At 59.9% G+C, this 17,618-nt stretch carries 14 protein-coding genes and 1 pseudogene; 9 read left to right on the forward strand and 6 right to left on the reverse strand.

Going from position 1 to position 17,618, the window contains the following annotated elements; all coding sequences use genetic code 11:
* The first annotated feature begins 278 nt into the window (after positions 1–278).
* The gene (locus CRX69_RS22035) at positions 279–3,089 is read left to right on the forward strand and encodes an ATP-binding protein (RefSeq protein ID WP_047229363.1); all 2,811 of its coding nucleotides are present in this window, start codon (positions 279–281) and stop codon (positions 3,087–3,089) included.
* Here CRX69_RS22035 and CRX69_RS22040 read toward each other — a convergent pair.
* Positions 3,036–4,514, reverse strand: a complete 1,479-nt coding sequence (locus CRX69_RS22040) for an ATP-binding protein (protein WP_047229362.1) — start codon at positions 4,512–4,514, stop codon at positions 3,036–3,038. The genes CRX69_RS22035 and CRX69_RS22040 overlap by 54 nt on opposite strands.
* 183 nt (positions 4,515–4,697) lie before the next feature.
* Positions 4,698–5,648 carry a GlxA family transcriptional regulator gene (locus CRX69_RS22045; RefSeq protein ID WP_076385495.1) on the reverse strand — a complete coding sequence of 317 codons (951 nt, stop codon included), beginning with the start codon at positions 5,646–5,648 and terminating at the stop codon, positions 4,698–4,700.
* Between the two features lie 320 nt (positions 5,649–5,968).
* On the opposite strand from CRX69_RS22045, the gene CRX69_RS22050 reads away from it, so the two are divergent.
* Together CRX69_RS22050 and CRX69_RS28000 are read left to right on the forward strand one after the other, a co-directional pair.
* The gene (locus CRX69_RS22050) at positions 5,969–6,691 is read left to right on the forward strand and encodes a pirin family protein (protein WP_047229360.1); all 723 of its coding nucleotides are present in this window, start codon (positions 5,969–5,971) and stop codon (positions 6,689–6,691) included.
* A gap of 691 nt (positions 6,692–7,382) precedes the next feature.
* Positions 7,383–7,562: a hypothetical protein gene (locus tag CRX69_RS28000; protein WP_240539570.1), complete on the forward strand. Its 180-nt coding sequence runs from the start codon at positions 7,383–7,385 to the stop codon at positions 7,560–7,562.
* Positions 7,563–7,581: 19 nt separating this feature from the next.
* Here CRX69_RS28000 and CRX69_RS22065 read toward each other — a convergent pair whose 3' ends face one another.
* Positions 7,582–8,625, reverse strand: a complete 1,044-nt coding sequence (locus CRX69_RS22065) for a GlxA family transcriptional regulator (protein WP_076385497.1) — start codon at positions 8,623–8,625, stop codon at positions 7,582–7,584.
* A gap of 279 nt (positions 8,626–8,904) precedes the next feature.
* On the opposite strand from CRX69_RS22065, the pseudogene CRX69_RS28315 reads away from it, so the two are divergent.
* Both CRX69_RS28315 and CRX69_RS28320 read left to right on the forward strand, forming a co-directional pair.
* Positions 8,905–9,987 (forward strand): annotated as a pseudogene (locus CRX69_RS28315) (HAMP domain-containing protein); the annotation flags it as partial.
* A 93-nt stretch (positions 9,988–10,080) separates the two neighbouring features.
* On the forward strand, positions 10,081–10,848 hold the full coding sequence (locus CRX69_RS28320; protein ID WP_372241386.1) for a methyl-accepting chemotaxis protein: 768 nt from the start codon (positions 10,081–10,083) through the stop codon (positions 10,846–10,848).
* Positions 10,849–10,982: 134 nt separating this feature from the next.
* On the opposite strand, the gene CRX69_RS22080 is transcribed toward CRX69_RS28320, so the two are convergent.
* Positions 10,983–11,885: a glycine betaine ABC transporter substrate-binding protein gene (locus CRX69_RS22080; RefSeq protein WP_076385501.1), complete on the reverse strand. Its 903-nt coding sequence runs from the start codon at positions 11,883–11,885 to the stop codon at positions 10,983–10,985.
* Positions 11,886–12,244: 359 nt separating this feature from the next.
* On the opposite strand from CRX69_RS22080, the gene CRX69_RS22085 reads away from it, so the two are divergent.
* Complete coding sequence (locus CRX69_RS22085; RefSeq protein WP_107322864.1) at positions 12,245–14,281, forward strand: NADH:flavin oxidoreductase; 2,037 nt, start codon at positions 12,245–12,247, stop codon at positions 14,279–14,281.
* Positions 14,282–14,564: 283 nt separating this feature from the next.
* Here the strand turns inward: CRX69_RS22085 and CRX69_RS22090 are convergent, their stop codons facing one another.
* Positions 14,565–15,350 (reverse strand): pyrroline-5-carboxylate reductase family protein, encoded by a 786-nt coding sequence (locus CRX69_RS22090; RefSeq protein ID WP_107322865.1) that lies wholly within the window; start codon positions 15,348–15,350, stop codon positions 14,565–14,567.
* On the reverse strand, positions 15,340–16,044 hold the full coding sequence (locus CRX69_RS22095; RefSeq protein WP_107322866.1) for a TetR/AcrR family transcriptional regulator: 705 nt from the start codon (positions 16,042–16,044) through the stop codon (positions 15,340–15,342). Before CRX69_RS22095 ends, CRX69_RS22090 begins: the two co-directional genes overlap by 11 nt.
* Positions 16,045–16,270: 226 nt before the next feature.
* On the opposite strand from CRX69_RS22095, the gene CRX69_RS22100 reads away from it, so the two are divergent.
* The 3 genes from CRX69_RS22100 (at position 16,271) to CRX69_RS28355 (ending at position 17,503) form a co-directional block, all read left to right on the forward strand.
* Complete coding sequence (locus CRX69_RS22100; protein WP_047229357.1) at positions 16,271–16,942, forward strand: class I SAM-dependent methyltransferase; 672 nt, start codon at positions 16,271–16,273, stop codon at positions 16,940–16,942.
* A 130-nt stretch (positions 16,943–17,072) separates the two neighbouring features.
* A complete protein-coding gene (locus tag CRX69_RS22105) occupies positions 17,073–17,336 on the forward strand; it encodes a hypothetical protein (RefSeq protein WP_047229356.1) in 264 nt (87 codons plus the stop codon).
* Between the two features lie 80 nt (positions 17,337–17,416).
* The gene (locus CRX69_RS28355; protein WP_442793071.1) at positions 17,417–17,503 is read left to right on the forward strand and encodes a small membrane protein YohP; all 87 of its coding nucleotides are present in this window, start codon (positions 17,417–17,419) and stop codon (positions 17,501–17,503) included.
* The last annotated feature ends 115 nt before the right edge of the window (positions 17,504–17,618 follow it).

Here is a 17,618-nt window from a genome sequence, read left to right on the forward strand (position 1 = left end):
GCGATGAAGACGGCTTTTTTGTGGCGAGGGGATTTATCCCCGCTGGACTGCAAAGCAGTCCCGAGACTGACACCTGGGTGTGTCAGATTCATGGGGGATTGGGCTTTTGGGGCCGCTTCGCGACCCAGCGGGGATAAATCCCCTCGCCACAAGGTTCTAGCAACCAGAGGGTTGTGTGTTTGCCAGTGAGAAGGCCCTTCACCGTTGCGCTTGAAACAAAACCTGAGGAATATGCTCGGGAAAAGCCCCTGCACCGGGATCAGAACATTGAGAGCAACATGAGCCAATACCTCAACCTGCCTGTCGAACAGACGGTGCATTTCGGCCCCTACCGCGTCCATCCTCGCCAGCGGCTGGTGCTGGAGGCCGGGCAGCCGTTGCGCCTGGGACGCCGGGCAGTGGAGATCCTGCTGGTATTGCTCGAACACGCTGGAAACGTGGTGAGCAAGCACGAACTGATGGCCCGTGTCTGGCCCAAGAGCGTGGTGGAAGACACCAACCTGCGGGTGCACGTGGCGGCGCTGCGCAAGGCCCTGGGAGACGGCCAGTCCGGGCAGCGTTACATCATCACTGTGGCGCAGCGCGGTTACAGTTTCGTCGCACCGGTGTCCCTGGAGCCGGTCGAGCAACTGGCGCGCATCCCGCACCCTTCCCTGGCCCACAACCTGCCGCCGCGCCGCACCCGGCTGATCGGACGCCAGGGCCTGGTGGAAAACCTGGTGGCCCAGCTGCCGAGAAAACGTTTCATCACCCTGGTGGGGGCCGGCGGGATCGGCAAGACCACCGTCGCCTTGCGTGTCGCTGAGCGGTTGATCGGTCACTACCGCGACGGTGCCTACCTGCTGGACCTGGCGTCGCTCAACGATCCGTGCATGATTGCCCCAAACCTGTGTGCGCTGCTGGACCTGCCACTGCATGAAGGCGACCCGCTGGATGCCATCACCCGGCGACTCAAAGAGCGACACCTGCTGCTGGTCATCGATAACTGCGAGCACCTGATCGATGCCATCGCCCAGCTCAGTGAAACCCTGCTGCGCGGTGCGCCTCACTTGCACATCCTGGCCACCAGCCGCGAAGGTCTGCGGGCCGAAGGCGAGCACGTGCAGCATCTGGATTCCCTGGCGTTCCCCCCCCGGGAGATGCCCATCAAGGGGTATCCGGCCCTGGAGTTCCCGGCGCTGCAGTTGTTCGCCGAACGGGCAATGGCCAGTCATGACAGCTTCGAGCTGACGGATCAGGACATACCGCTGGTGGTCGACATCTGCCGTCGGCTGGACGGTATCCCCCTGGCCATCGAACTGGCCGCCGGTCAGATCGGGGTATTCGGACTGGAGGCCCTTCACCGGCAACTGCAAGACAGCGTCGCCCTGCTCCACAACGACACCAATGTCGCCGCACCACGCCAGCAAACCCTGCGGGCCACGCTGGACTGGAGTTTTGCGCTGCTTACCGACTGCGAGCAAACCTGCCTGCGACGGCTGGCGGTGTTCATGGGCAGCTTCAATCTGGCGTCGGCCGCAGCGGTGATCGTGGGTCAACATATCGCGCCGGACCAGGTGCTGATGTCGGTCAGCCAGCTGGTCGCCAAATCGCTGCTCAACGTCGAGGTCGGCGATGAAGAGGTGCGTTATCGCCTGCTGGACACGACCCGCAGCTATGCCCTGGAAAAACTGACTGAAGCCGGGGAACTGGCTGCCAGCCACCAGCGTCACGCCGAGCGCTGCCTGACGCTGATGGAGCATGCCGAAAAAGACTGGGAAACGACCCCCACGCGGCAGTGGATCGCCCGCTACGCCCTCTATCGCGACGACATCCGTGCCGCGCTCGACCGGGGGCTGGGCCCGCAGGGGTCGCACGCGGTAGCGATCCGCCTGACTGCCCGCACCCTGCCCCTCTGGCAGGAGTTGTCGCTGCTCAGGGAGCACGGGCTTTACGTGAGCAAGGCGCGGGCGTTATTGCGCCACAGCCCCGTGCCGTGCCCACGACTGACCCTGGCCCTGGAACTGGCCCATGCCAGTTTCAATTACCATACCCAAGGCGGCACGCCTGCCACTGTCGAAGCCTTCATCACGGCCCGGGGCCTGGCGCAACAATGCCAGGACCTGGCTGGCGAGCTGCGAGCCGTGTCGGGGCTCATGACCGTCAACCTCAGCTGCGGCAACTACCAAGAGGCGCTGGAGCAAAGCCTGGATTTCGACCGACTGGGCATGCACGGCGACCCGACCCTGTCCTTGAGCACCCAACGCCTGCGGGTGCTGGCGCAGCATTTCACCGGCGACCAGACGGCCGCCCGGCGTGATGCCGAACAAGTGATCCAGCGCCTGGCCCAGAGCGGCCACCTCAGCCGTTTCTCCCACGGCTTCGGCGTGCAATACGATCAGAGCGTGGCGGCACTGACCGTGCTGGCGCGCATTCTCTGGCTGCAAGGCTTTGCCGAAAAAGCCCGGCGCACCGCCGATCTTGCGCTGCAGATTGCCTTGCAGATCAACCACGGCATCTCGATCTGCTACACCCTGGCGCTGAGCGGTTGTGTGATTGCGCACTACAACGGCGATCATTCACGCGCCCGGGAAAGGCTCGAACTGTTGAAGCACCAGGCGAAAAAACATTCGGTCATGCTGTTCCATGACTGGGCCAGCCACTATGCCCGCGCTTTCGATGACGAAACCCTGGAAGCGAGTTCGACCAACGCCGGACTGATCCAGGACATCGTTGTCACCCTGCGCATCGATTGCGTCAACCAGGCACAGGTCGAACGCGCCCGCAACGGTGCGGCAGGCTGGTGTTCGGCGGAGATCCTGCGGGCCGATGCCGAAGCCCTGCTGGCGCAAAACGACCCCGCCCTTGAGCGCTGCGCCGAAGAGCAACTGCTGAGCGCCCTGACGGTGGCCCGGCGGCAAAATGCCTTGGCTTGGGAATTGCGCAGCGCCATGTCCCTGGCCCGGCTGTGGCAACGCCGGGGCATGGACCATGCCGCCCAGGATCTGCTCGGGCCGGTCTATCGTCGTTTCAGCGAAGGGTTCGACACCCCCGACCTACAGCAAGCTGGCGCGCTCCTGCAAAAACTGGCCCGACGGCTGGGGCCTTGAACGACGCACCTCCCAAGCTTCTTGCAACGCGTGGCGCCGACTGAAAACAGCCCACTGACCACTGCGCCGCAATTTTTCCAGGGCATAGGCGCGCGTGGTGTGGAGCAAGTGGAACCGAACCCCGTCCACGCACTGCTCAACCATGACCAGCGATTGGTTCGCCAGCCGTGACAGCAGACCAGGCAGTTGCCCTGCTTCCAGCTCGGCACAACTGATGACGGCCAGCGCAGCCTTGAGCGTAAACGGCCCATCGAAAACGGCCAGGCGCTGGAACACGGCTTGCTCATCGTCACTCAAACGCTCGAAACTCCAATCCAGCATGGCCTCCAGGCTTCGATGGCGCGCCACAGCCGTGCGGCGCCCATGGTTCAAGAGTGACAGCCCACAATCCAACTGTTCCAAGACCCCCGCCACGCCCAACACACCCACCTGGGCCGCCGCCAGTTCCAGCGCCAGCGGTAACCCGTCCAGGCGTTGGCATATCTGGACAATCACCGCCAGCTCACGGTCATTGGGCTCGAAACCCTGCTGCCGGGCAGCGACCTGATCGATCAACAACTGCACGGCCGGACACGCCAATATCTGGTGCGCCGGCTCACCGGGCGAGGCCACTGTCAGCCCCGGCAATTGTACGACGCGCTCATCCGTCAGACTCAAGGGCTCGCGGCTGCTGAACAACAGCGAGACCTGCGGGGCCGATGCGCCCAACGCCCGGGCCAGGTCCCGGCAGGCGTCGAGCAGATGGTCGCCGCCATCGAGCACCAGCAAAACCCGCCAGGATTTCAGTTGCTGGCCCAAGGCGCCATGTCCCAGGCCCAGGGTGCGGGAAACCTGCCTCGTCACCTGCGACGGGTCGCTGATGGCGGACAGGTCCACAAACCAGGCACCGTGGTCAAAGTGTTCCAGCAACAGTTCGGCCACCCGCAGCACCACGGTGGTCTTGCCGACCCCACCCGGTCCGGTCACGGTGGTCAGGCGCTGACGGGGCACCTCGCTGAGCAACCGGCCCAGCACTTTGTCGCGACCGATCACCGGGCTCAGGCGCGCGGGCAGGTTGTGGCGCTCGATCGGCTGCTCGACGTCAGCATCCACGACCACGGGCGCGGCAAAGCAATAGCCCTGCCGGGGATGATTGAGGATGTAGCGCGCTCCCTGCGCCGCGTCACCGAAAGCCCGCCGCAGCGCCGCGATGTGCACCCGCAGGTTGATGTCTTCCACCACGCTGTCAGGCCAGACGCGCGCGATAAGCGCTTGCTTGCTGACGAAGTGACCGGCGTTCTCCAGCAACACTTGAAGAATGTCCAGGGCGCGACCGCCCAATACCAGGGGCTCGCCGTCACGCGTGACAAGTCGCTGCTGGCGATAAAAGCTAAACGGGCCGAAGCACACCGCCGGCTCGGTGTCGGGTCTGGCGAAACTGTTCATGGGCGATCCAGCGCCGGATAACCATCGCGGGCATGACACTACGGCGATCCGAACGCGTCTGCCCTGGCTCCTGCGCATCCTTTCCAGAGGGTTCGCGGTTATCTTGGCAGCCATCGCCCAGAGGACAATGCTGGCACAGGGCGCATCACGGACATTGCGGTGCCCTGGACGGACACCGACGGCTCAACTGAACTGCTGGCGGTATTGCACGGGGGTCAGGCCAAGCTTTTCACTGAACAGCAAGCGCATGTGCCGCACACTGCCGAAGCCGCTGCGAAACGCCACGGTCTTGAGGGGCAAATCCGTGGATTCCAGCAACTGGCGGGCGCGGTCGATGCGCGCGCCTTGCAGGAATTCCATGGGCGTCATCTTCACTTCGCGAACGAACATCCGGGCGAAATGGCGCGAACTCATGGCGGCGATCGCGGCCATGCGTTCGATGGTGAACGGTTCCTCCAGGTGCTCCATCACATGATGCTGCACCCGGGTAATGGCAGACTCTTGAGCCGCCACCGCCGCCACCAGCGGGCTGAACTGCGCCTGGCCGCCCTGGCGCTTCATCACCACCAGCAACACCTTGGCCACATCCAGCGCGACTTTACGACCGTGGTCCTGAGCGACGATGGACAGCGCCAGGTCGATGCCGGCGGTGACCCCACCGGACGTAAACAAGCGTCGATCCTGCAGGAATATTTTGTCGGTCTCCACCCGTGCCTTGGGGAAACGCTGAATCAGGCGTTCGGTGTAGTGCCAATGGGTGGTGACGCGATAGCCGTCAAGCAGCCCTGCCTCGCCTAGCACAAATACGCCGGTGCAAATGGAACCGTAGCGCGTGGCCCGCGGCGCTGCCGCGCGCAACCAGGTGTGCAATCCCGGATGCTGGTCGTTATAGGCGCCCGGGCCACCCGGCACCAGCAACACGTCATAGGCCGCCCAAGCCTGGTCGATGTGAATATCGGCCTGTACCGCCACGCCATTGGACGCTCGCAACGCGCCGCGCTCGGTTCCCAGGGTCAGCAATTGATAACGAAGATCGGGTTCAAGGTAACGATTGGCGATGGAAAACACTTCAAGAGGCCCGGCCATGTCGAGCAATAAAAAATCCGGGAACAGCACCATTGCAACGGTTTTCATCGAAAATACGCCAAAATATTCAGGACCTGCAGATGCCACTTGTGGGAGCGAGCCAGCTCACGATAGCGCACTGGCAACCAACAAAGGGCCAAGCTGAAGCGGCTCTACGCACACAGGTTCGCTCCCACAGGGTTGTGTAGCCTGCAAAACCAACATTATGTCGAAGCCACGTGCCTGCGGGTAGGCACTGCTTATTGTCCACTTAGAACGGACAGTATTTCGTTTTCCACCTGCTTATTGAACAATTCAATAACCATTAACCTTCTTCTGAACCTGGCGAACGCCCAACGCCGCCGCCCATACACATCAGGAGAGCTACCATGCTGACCCTTCGCAAAGCTTCAGACCGCGGCATAGCCCGCCACGGCTGGCTGACCTCGTTCCATACCTTTTCCTTTGCCAGCTACCGCAACGTCAATGAACAAGGCTTCTCCGACCTGCTGGTCATCAACGACGACCGGGTCGCAGCGGCCAAGGGCTTCGGCCAGCATCCTCATCGGGACATGGAGATTTTTTCCTATGTACTTGAAGGCGCGCTGGAGCATAAGGACACCTTGGGTACCGGCTCCGTCATTCGCCCCGGTGATGTGCAACTGATGAGCGCCGGCAGCGGTGTGGCCCATAGCGAGTTCAACCACAGCGCCGAGGAGCTGGTGCACTTCCTGCAGATCTGGATCGTGCCCAACGTCAGTGGCGCCACACCGCGCTATCAACAGGAGCACTTCAGCGCCGAACAGAAACGGGGTCGCCTGCAATTGATCATTTCCCCGGACGGCGCCAACGGCTCGCTCCAGGTGCGCCAGGACGCACGGGTCTATGCCGGGCTGTTCGACGGCAAGGAAAACGCTACCTTGACATTGGCGCCTGATCGTTATGCCTACGTGCATGTGGCCCGCGGCAGCATCGAGCTCAATGGGGTGCCGTTACAGGAAGGTGATGGCGTACGGGTGCGCGAGGAACAGCTGCTGACGTTGAGCAACGGTCAGGATGCCGAGGTCCTGGTGTTTGATCTGCGGCCACAGGAATTGCCGCAGATGCCATGAGGGCAGGTCCTGTTCGCGATAGCGGTTTCCCATCCAGCATTCTTGTTGAATGGAACACCTATATCGCGGGCAGGTTCTCCTTCCGCCGCTTCTCATTGCCCACCACCATACCAACCTCAGTAGCTCCATTCATATAGGGCCGCAGGCTCAGTTTGAAATGTTTAATCAAAACATTGATGAGCCACATAACGATGAAACAAGTACCGAAGCGTTGCGACATATCATTTGGCCATCTTTCATGCTGCTCAGGGGTATATAGCGAAAGCATCTTTAGAAAATTAAACTGCATGAGCTGAGTGAAACAAATAGTGCGAAGCGACAGTTCTTTCCGACCGGTGGTGCACTGTCCTTATTAAAACTACAATATCGTCTTAACGTTACTGGCTATCGAAATGATTTCAATTGGCCATCAATTATCCTCACTCAGTTAATCATGGAAGAAGTATGAAAACGGTTATGTCTCTCGCTGTGCTTTCCGTTGCCTGCTACGCAACAGCAGACGTTCAAAAAATTCAATATGCCTACGACGATTCGAAGGCCGAATACTCCATCGTCTCGTTTACCGAGAGCGGTTCGACCCTCCAGGTTACCGTCCAATTCGACCCTCCAGGTTACCGTCCAAAGAGCGGGTCCCTACTTCACCAACTACACAAAACTGGCACTCGACTGCGTTGACCACAATGTTCGGCACATGGGCATGTACAACAGCCTCGAAAGGCTGGAAAAAGCTCAGTTCGACCCGATGCAGGAGCGCATCGTCGCAGGCTCGATCGCCGATGAAGTGCGCAAAGTACTTTGCCGCGGCACAAGCATGACCGCCTCACAGGCCGACGAAGTACCTGCCAAGGTAAAAGCTGACGATAAAATCTGATCTTAACGTCGCTAGCCTGCTATCCCCGAACGCCCTGTTTTCGCTCAAACGTCGAACGATAACTGCCGGGCGGAACGCCGAAGAAATCGCGAAAACGACGCTGAAAGTGCGGCGAGCTGACAAAGCCCGTCGCCACGGCGATTTCTGTGACGGATCGATTGGTCTGCTGGATAAGTTGGCGCGCACGGGTCAGGCGCAGTTCCAGGTAATAACGTGTCGGGGTTGCGCCGAGGAAACTGCAGAAGCGCCGTTCCAACTGCCGCTTGGAAATCTTCACGCATGCCGCCAGCTCATCGATGGTCAACGGCTCCTCGATGTTTTGCCACATCAACTCCAACGCCAGCTTGAGACTTTCTGGCAGCGTCGGATCGGTTTCGACGAAGACCGGCGGCAGATCCGACGCGTCGCCCGACTCATCACACCGCAGGATCTCCTCGATCGCCCCCACCAGCGCTTCGCCTCCCGTCTGGCGGATCAACTGAAGCATCATGCGCAGCGAGCTGTTGGCACCTGCGCAACTGACCCGCTGCCGGTCCACCACATAAGCGCGGCTGGAAACTTTCACATGGGGAAAAACCTCCGCCATCATGGCGCGACTTTCCGGGTGAACCGCGCACTCGAAACCATCGAGCAAACTGGCATCGGCGACGAAAAAAACGCCGTTCCACAACCCGCCCAGTATTGAACCGGACGCGGCGTTGGCGCGCAGCTTGCGTCGCAGCAGCGGCATGCCCTGCAACTTCACGCGAAAGCCACCGGCGACGATCAGGACGTCCTGGTTTTCCGGCAACTGCGCCAACTCGATATCGGCCGAGATGACGATCCCCAGGTCACTGGTCACCTGACTCCCCGAGGCCCCAACCGTCAGCACCTCATACAGAGGCCTGTCGCTCATCAGGTTGGCCGTCACCAGCGCATCCACCGCACCGGTAAAGGACATCATCGAGAAGTTGTCCATCAATACGAACGCGACACGAACCGGAGCCTGGTCAGCACCTGAGGATCCGAGCGGCCGGTAAGCCATGTTTTTGTTTTTAAGTACGCTCTCGAATGCGCTTGGCATAGGGCCTCGTCAATACATGAAGGCATCAGGACTTGCATCACGCTCGCGCTTTAAGCAGCAGAGCAATTGGCACATCTTCCAGATTAACCACGACGGCTGCAATCGACTCGCGACACCGCAGGGTCATCGCCCCCTCCTCGACCTCAAGTACCGTCGATTCTGGTCGATATCGTGTAGGTACGCATGGGCGCTTCCCCCGTTCCAGAAACTCGCAACGCGCACCGCTACTGTTTCCTGTTTCCGCCGTTTCAACACCTATAAATATCCGCGGGAGAAGTCATGAATATCAAACAGAAGCTGACATGGGCGTTCGCGGCCATCGCCTGCCTGCCAGTTATCCTGGTGGCGGTGCTGGTCGTGTTGAACCTGCGCGACGCCGCACAAACCAACTTCCTGGACAGCAGCGGCCGTGAAATCCGCCAGATCGACAACGGCATGAAGCAGTTCTTCGATGGCATCAGCCAGAACGTCGAGTTCTTCGCCAAGGACCCACGGATTATCGCGGCCAAGGATCTGAAAAATTATTCCGGTGCCGACGCTGCACAAATTCCGCTGCCTGAGAACAACAAACAGCTGCTGGACATATTCGACAGATTCGCCAAAAGCCATCCGACCACCGCCTATCTTTCTCTGGGGCTGGCCGACGGCGGTTACGCCAGCTGGCCTGACGACCCCAAAATTTCCAATTACGACCCCCGCGTACGCCCCTGGTACAAGGCCGCCATCGCTTCGCCGGGCACCACCGTGCGCACAGACGCCTATTACTGGGCACCGGACGACGTGTCGCTGATCGGCATCGTCCATACGGTCTCCGACGCCGCCGGCAAGCTGGTGGGTGTGGTGGGCCTGGACGTGTCGCTCAAGCAACTGACCGAACTGGTCAAGAACATCAAGCTGGGCGACAGCGGTTACCTGATGCTGGTCGAAGCCAATGGCAACGTCCTGGTCGATCCCAGCGATGCCAAGCACAACTTCAAGCCCATGGCAGAAATTGGCCCCAACTATGCCGAACTGGCCAAAAGCGGTGATGGCGTGACTCAGATCGAGATCGATGGCGTGCCCTACATGGCCAACGTCGTCAGTTCCAAAGGCCTGGGCTGGCGCTTCATCGGTCTGATCAAACGCGACGAAGTCATGGCCGAAGCCGCGAGCCTGACCTGGTTGATCGCCATCATCGCCGCCGCGCTGGCAGTGGTGTTCGCCATCGTCGGCGCCAGTTTCGCCAGCGTGATCGTGCGACCGATTCGCGGTGTTGCCAATGGCCTGCAGGAAATCGCCGAAGGTGAAGGCGACCTCACCCGCAAGCTCTCGGTGCAAGGCAAGGACGAAACCGCCACTCTGGCCAGTTGGTTCAACCAGTTCCTGGGCATGATCGCCCAACTGGTGCAGCGCATCGGCAGCGCCTCCTCCGACCTGCAAAGCGCCGCCGCCGATACCAGCGAAGTGGCGCAAAACATGAACGAAGCCGCCGGACGTCAACGCCAGGCCGTTGAACTGGTAAGCACCGCGTTCAACGAAATGGTCGCCACCGCCAATGAGGTCGCCCGCTCTTGCAGCCAGGCGGCCTCCAGCGCGGACGAAGGTTATCGCGACGTGCACGACGGCCAGCATCACATCGGCGAAGCCACGGGCAGTGTGCTGAAATTGAGCGAGGATCTGCAAAAGTCGACCCAGACCATGCAGGCGCTGGAGCAGGACAGCAAGAACATCAACACCATCCTCGACACCATTCGCTCGATTGCCGAACAGACCAACCTGCTGGCCCTCAACGCCGCCATCGAGGCCGCGCGGGCCGGCGATCAAGGTCGTGGGTTCGCCGTGGTGGCCGATGAAGTCCGCGCCCTGGCCCGGCGTACCGCCGACTCCACCGGCGAGATCGACAGCCTGCTGGGCAACCTCGCGCGCCGGACCCAGGAAGTCACCCTGCAGATGCAAGGCAGTCTGCAGGGCTCCAAAACCAGCGTTGAACGCATCCAGCAGGCCCGCGACAGCTTCGACAAGATCCGTATCTCGGTGGACTCGATTCGCGACCAGAACACCCAGATCGCCACGGCGGCCGAGGAACAGCACCAGGTGGCCGAGGACATCAACCGGCACATCTCGCAAATCCATACCGATGCACAACTGGTGGAAGAATATGCCCACTCGGCGCAGACGGGCTCGGGGCGCTTGACGGATATTTCCGGGCAGCTCAAAGGATTGGTGGGGCGGTTCAAGTTCTAGTTGTAGAGCCTGAGACAGCCCCCCAAATGTGGGAGCGAGCCTGCTCGCGATGGCGGTGGCTCAGCTTGCATTGATGTTGAATGTGCTGACGCTATCGCGAGCAGGCTCGCTCCCACACTTGCTGTGTCACCGAGTCATTGCGGCCCTGTTGTCACCGATGCGGTTTGCCCGCCAAACATGGCCTCGAAGCGCGGTTTGTTGGCTGCGTAGTACTCGGCGACCACCTTGTCTGCCGAACTGTCCCGCGCCGCCGCCATCAATCTCTCAAGGTCAGCTTGAGGAATATTGAAGTGAGTGAAGAAGCGGGCGACGTCGGGATACTCCGCGCTAAAACCTTTGCGGGCCACCGCGTGAATCTGCTCTGCGCCCCCAAAAATCTTCTTGGGATCATCCAGATAGCGCAGCGACCATTTGGAGAACATCCAATGCGGGCTCCAGGCGTTGACCAAAGACCATTTGTCACGCTTGAGGTTACGATCCAACTCACTCAACATCCCGGATTCGGACGAAGCAACCATTTTGTAGCCATCGAGTTTGTATAGCTCAATGGCTTTTTCTGTCAGCTTGTATTGGCCGTTGCCCACTTCTGAAGTGAGGATTTTGCCGCCGAGCTTTTCCCGCACATCTGGTTTGTTGAGATCCTCGATGCTGGCGATCTCACTGGCGGCAATGGAAGTTGGCACCGCCATACCGATCCGACCTTCATACAACACGCCAAGGTCTTCGAGCTTGTCGCTGTACTTGTCATAGAAGGCTTTGTGAGTGCTCGGCAGCCAGACCATCGGGATCAGGTCGATATTACCGTTAGCCAGCGCCTGGAACTGAATGCCGATATCGGCCAGCACCAGTTTGACCGGTTGCTTGAGGTGGTCTTGCAGGGCGGTGCTTGCCAGCTTTACAGCGATTTCCGTATCCGACCAATTCACCCATCCAATGCGCACAGGCGCAGGCTCCTCGGCATGGGCAAGCAAGCTGCAAAAGACCATACACAGGCCTGCAAGCCAGCCGCTAAAAGTCTTACTGGATAACGTAACCATAGTGCCTCTCCGCGTTCTGTGTGAGTTGTTGTTGGCAGGACAGCAGAAGCAATCACCTTCACTCATGAGCGCAAAAGCGCCCTCATCTTCAGGCGGTTTTGATCTCTACGTTCACGTTGGGGTCAATGGCGCCGTTCACTGCGGCAGACATTTTCAGTGCCTCTAGCCCTCTTGAGCCCAAGCCTGGAGTCCCTCACCCCGAGCAAGCCAAATCACCTCGCTGCGAGCCGATCTTAATCCTGGCATTTTGACGGCGCAAGAAAAATGTACACCACTGTCTGAATCATTGACACACATGAACATCCAACTTACCGTTATGTCAAAACCACGCCTGACGTTCTGCTCCGGAGCGCAACACCATGTCCAGCGACCCCTTGCTGCAGCCTTACAAGATCAAACACCTGACACTCAGAAACCGGATCATGACCACCTCCCATGAGCCCGCTTACCCCGTCGATGGCATGCCGAAGGACCTGTACCGGGCGTATCACGTTGAACGGGCAAAGGCCGGCGTGGCGTTGACCATGACCGCAGGTTCCGCTGCCGTTTCCCGTGACAGCCCGCCGGTGTTCAACAACGTGCTGGCGTACAAGGATGAGGTGGTCAAATGGATGAAGGACCTGACCGACGAGTGCCATGAACATGGCGCCGCGGTGATGATTCAACTGACCCACCTGGGACGGCGTACACGCTGGGACAAGGCCGACTGGCTCCCGGTCGTATCGCCCTCTCATCGCCGCGAAGCGTCCCACCGGGCCTTTCCGAAGAAACTGGAAGACTGGGACATCGACCGGATCATTGAGGACTACGTGGATGCCGCCGAACGCATGAAGGCCGCAGGCCTTGATGGATTGGAGTTACAGGCGTACGGGCACCTCATGGATCAATTCTGGTCGCCGCTGACCAACGACCTCGACGGCCCCTACGGCGGCTCGCTGGAAAACCGCTTGCGCTTCACTTTTGATGTGCTGCGTGGCATCCGCCAGCGCTGCGGCGAGGACTTCCTGCTGGGAGTGCGCTACACCGGCGATGAAAACCTGCCGGGCGGCTTCGGTGCCAAAGACGGCATCCAGATTTCCCACATGCTCAAGGACAGCGGGCTGGTGGATTTTCTCAACGTCGTTCGCGGTCACATCGATACCGATGCGGGCCTCACCGATGTGATTCCGATCCAAGGCATGCGTAACTCGCCGCACCTGGATTTTGCCGGCGAGATCCGCTCGGCCACCGGTTTCCCGACGTTCCATGCGGCCAAGATCCCGGACGTGGCCACGGCACGCCACGCCATCGCCTCGGGCAAGGTGGACATGATCGGCATGACGCGGGCGCACATGACCGATCCACACATCGTGCGCAAAATTATCGAAAAACGCGAAGAAGACATCCGCCCCTGCGTCGGCGCCAACTACTGCCTGGACCGTATCTATCAGGGTGGCGCCGCGTATTGCATCCACAACGCCGCCACCGGGCGCGAAACCACCATGCCCCACGAGATCCCCAAGGCACCCACCAAGCGCAAGGTGGTGGTGATCGGTACCGGCCCGGCGGGCCTGGAGGCAGCGCGGGTCGCCGGCGAGCGCGGCCACGACGTCACGGTGTTCGAGGTGGCTGACCAACCCGGCGGCCAGATCCGCTTGACCGCGCAGAGCGAACGGCGTCGCGAGATGATCAGCATCATCGATTGGCGCATGGCGCAATGCGAACGCTTGGGCGTGAAGTTCCATTTCAACACTTGGGCCGAAGCCGAGACCGTCATCGCCGAGGAACCGGACGTGGTGATCGTCGCCACAGGCGGCTTGCCGCACACCGAGGTGCTCAAGCAGGGCAATGAACTGGTGGTGTCGACCTGGGACATCATTTCCGGCGACGTCAAGCCTGGCAAGAACGTGCTGATCTTCGACGACGCCGGCGACCACGCGGCGCTACAGGCTGCCGAAATCATCGCCAACAGCGGCGCACAACTGGAGATCGTCACGCCGGACCGGTCGTTTGCGCCGGAGGTGATGGCGATGAACCTGGTGCCTTACATGCGCAGCCTGCAGGACCTGAACGTCACCTTCACGGTCACCTATCGCGTCGACTCCGTAGAGACGCGCGACGGTCAGCTGGTGGCCAGCTTCGGCAGCGATTATGGCCAAGTGCACAAGCAGCGCGTGGTCGATCAGGTGGTGATCAACCACGGCACCCTGCCCCTGGACGATCTGTACTTCGACCTGCGCCCGCATTCGAGCAACAACGGTGCGGTTGAACAGCACGATCTGATCGCCGGGAAAACCCAAAATATCGTGACCAACCCCGAGGGTCGTTTCCAACTGTTCCGGATCGGCGACGCGGTGTCGGCACGTAATACCCACGCCGCTATCTACGATGCACTGCGGCTGGTGAAAGACGTCTGAAGGTCATGCCCCTGACCCCATGAGTCAGGGGCATTTTTGAGACTTAACATTGACTTTCACCCCGTGCGAGCCTGCTGGCGATAGCGGTGGTTCAGCTACATGGATGCCGGATGTGCTGTTGTCATCGCGAGCCGGCTCGCTCCCACAGGGGGTCTGTGTTGGACATGAATTTTAGATCGACTGAAGATTGAATGTGGGAGTGAGCCTGCTCGCGATACGGTGGTAACTGCTACCCCAGCAACCGATACACACACGAGCCCCGATCGCGCAGGGGCTGCGTTTTTCAGGTTTGAAGCCCCTGACGAGCAACCGCTGCACCTGCCTGCAACGCCCTGCCCACCTGCTCCTCGAAGTGCCCATCGATCATCGCTTGCAAGGCGGCAGCCGTCACCCCACGGTAGGCCACCAGGGCGTCGATCATGTGTTGGGCATCGTGACTGGCCAACAACTGGCTGCTGCTTACCACCACATTTTTCGCGGCGAGTTGAGCGATGTCGCAAGGAATGCCGGCAGCCATCGCCTGATTGGCCAGCGTCGTCATCAACAAAGCAGGGAAAGCCGGGCCCGTACCCGAGAGCGCCGAGAGGTAATCGATGAAGTCTTCTTGCTGCACCTCTGCCGCCGTGCCTACACACTCGAACAAGCGCTGCACGAGGCTTTTCGTCGTTGCCGCTACCTCTGCAAAGCAATACCAAGGCGTAAAGGACTGCCCGATCTCCACCGCCGCATTGGGCATCGCCCGCACCACTGCCGCAGCCGAGGTCTGTGCAGCAATTGTCTGTGCGCCAATCCCAGCCATCAGGGAAATAACGATTTTACCCGTCGCGTTGATGTTCAGGCTGGCGAAATGCTCGGGGCGAACGGCGATGATCACGACGTCGCTGCGATCCACCAGGTCCTGGTTGTCCGCGACCAGGCAAGCACCTTGCTGAGCCAACGGGTGGTTTCCTGAACGATTGGAAATGACCAGGTTTGCCGCCGACAACAGTCCCTTCGCCAGCACCGCCTTGGCAATCGACCCGCCCAGCCAGCCGGTACCGCCAATGATCCCCACGGTCTCATTGATCATCGGTGCTGCCTTCGAAAGTGTCGGTCAAGGGAACAAAGATCCCAGGCTCCTTTTCGGCATAGCCGAACTTCCCATAGAAGCGATCCAGCTCGCGCTGCTTGGGGACTTTGCCGGTGAAAATACTCACGTAATGCGGAATGCGCTGGAAGCGCACAGTGATCAGCTCACTCGTATTCATGGTGATATAGCCGATCTGCGTCAGATAAATCGTTCGGGCCCGGGTATCAGCGCCTTGGCTGTCATAACCGAAGCGCTTGAACATGCTCGCCAGAGCATTCATCCGCTGCTCGTCTACGGCAGCGACCTCTTGAGCCACTTCAGCGGACTGTAGCGCCCAACTGCGCACGGCAAACTCGAACTGCGAGTCGAACAACTGCGGGTTGAGCCAGCACTCGAACACATTCAGGATCGCCTCGGAAATGCTTTCGGCATAACTTTCGCTTTGCCTGATCAAGCCCCCGGTATTGGTCTCCCGCCACCGAGACAACAAAGCCGCCAGCAACTGCTCGCGGTCCTCGAAGAACCAGTAGAAGCTGGTGCGTGACAAGCCCAGGCGCTTGGCCAGCGGCATGACCCGAACAGCATCGATGCCCGACTCCTTCAGAGCCTCGTAGGCCGCTTCCAGCCACCCCTCCGGCGAACCCCGCCAGCCTGCGTCTTGAGCCTTGCCACGTGCTTTCCCTAACTGGGACATCCCATGCCTCCTTCAAAATACATAAACCAATGTACCTCTACGACCCTAAAATGTACATGTGAGTACATTTTGTTGACATGAACAGACATATGTCTTGAAGTCGACCATCAGCCTTATCGCCATCGTTTCTCGGTCACACGAATTGCCTGAGCGGTATCTCTGGCAGGCAAAGCCTCCATTAGCATTTGTCCTATCCTTGCATTAACCACCCACCCGGAGAGTCGAAATGCCCACCTGCGAATCCGCCCTCCTCCAAAGCTGGCACCACAACGCCCAATCCTGGATCGAAGCCATCCGCACCGGCACCCTCGAAAGCCGTATCAAGGTCACCAACCAGGCCATCATACTGGCGGTGCTAGGCCGTCAACCCGAGCGTGTGCTCGACCTGGGTTGCGGTGAGGGCTGGTTGTTGCGTGCCCTGACTGAACGAGGTATCGAGGTGGTGGGTGTAGATGGCGATGCGACGCTGGTTGAGGCCGCGCGGGCCGCCGGTTCTTCGCGGGTATATTTGGCCAGCTACGAAGAGCTGGCGCAGGCCAAGGTGGACATCGGCAGCGACTACAACGTGATCTGCGCCAACTTCGCTCTGCTGCATCAAGACATCGTCCCTTTGCTCGCAGCCATGAACGCCCTGCTCGCCCCTGGCGGTACGCTGGTGATTCAGACGCTGCACCCGTGGGTCATGGCAGCGGACGACTACCAGGATGGTTGGCGGGAAGAGACTTTCACCGGTTTCAAGGGACAGTGGCAACCCATGCCGTGGTACTTGCGAACCTTGTCCAGTTGGCTCAACGCACTGGACATGGCCGGCTTTCGTCTCGCCGGCCTACAGGAGCCACAGCACCCGCAAAGTGCGATGCCGCAGTCGTTACTGTTAGTAGCCGAGCGGCGAGACTAAGGGCGTTTGCTACGGGGCAGACTTCAACCGCACGCCACTCATCAATAAACCTCAACAACACAAAAAAACTGCCGATACCCAAGGTAAGACCCCAGTGACTGGGTTTCAGGATTGAACGGCGGATCAGGTAATGACAGAGATTTATCTGCTGATAGCACACGGCACGGATCAGGGCGAAGCGTACGTCCTGGGTTGGTTCGATGACAGGACCAAAGCCAGGGAAGTGGCCGAGCAGAAAGAATGGGAAGCCTACCGGGCGAGCCTGAAGGCGGAGCATCCATGGTCAACCCACAAACCCCTGGCGCCGGACCAGACCGACTATCGACGCTACTGGATCAAGACCGTTTCGAAGTTTGATCAGGTGCCTGTTCCGAGGTCTTGGGCGGTTCATTGATCACTGCGGGTGAAATTCAACGAAACGAGCGTTGTCGAGGGTGGTCTAGAAAATTAAGCCCATCCGATGAGAGCATCATTATGTTGAAATTTCTTGGCGGCACCGTAGGTATCATTTTCATAATCGGCCTGATCGTGGTCATCGCCCTGTTCAAGCTGGTCTTCTGACGGCGACAGTGTCGACCACAAGCCTGGGAACGCCGTTTCTCAAGGCGTGAAAAAAGCCCAATCTTTGCAGATTGGGCTGAACCGCTCCGGGAATTCGCTAACGGGCAAATGCATA

It is taken from the genome of Pseudomonas rhizophila (assembly GCF_003033885.1).
In the GTDB taxonomy this organism is placed as follows: domain Bacteria; phylum Pseudomonadota; class Gammaproteobacteria; order Pseudomonadales; family Pseudomonadaceae; genus Aquipseudomonas; species Aquipseudomonas rhizophila.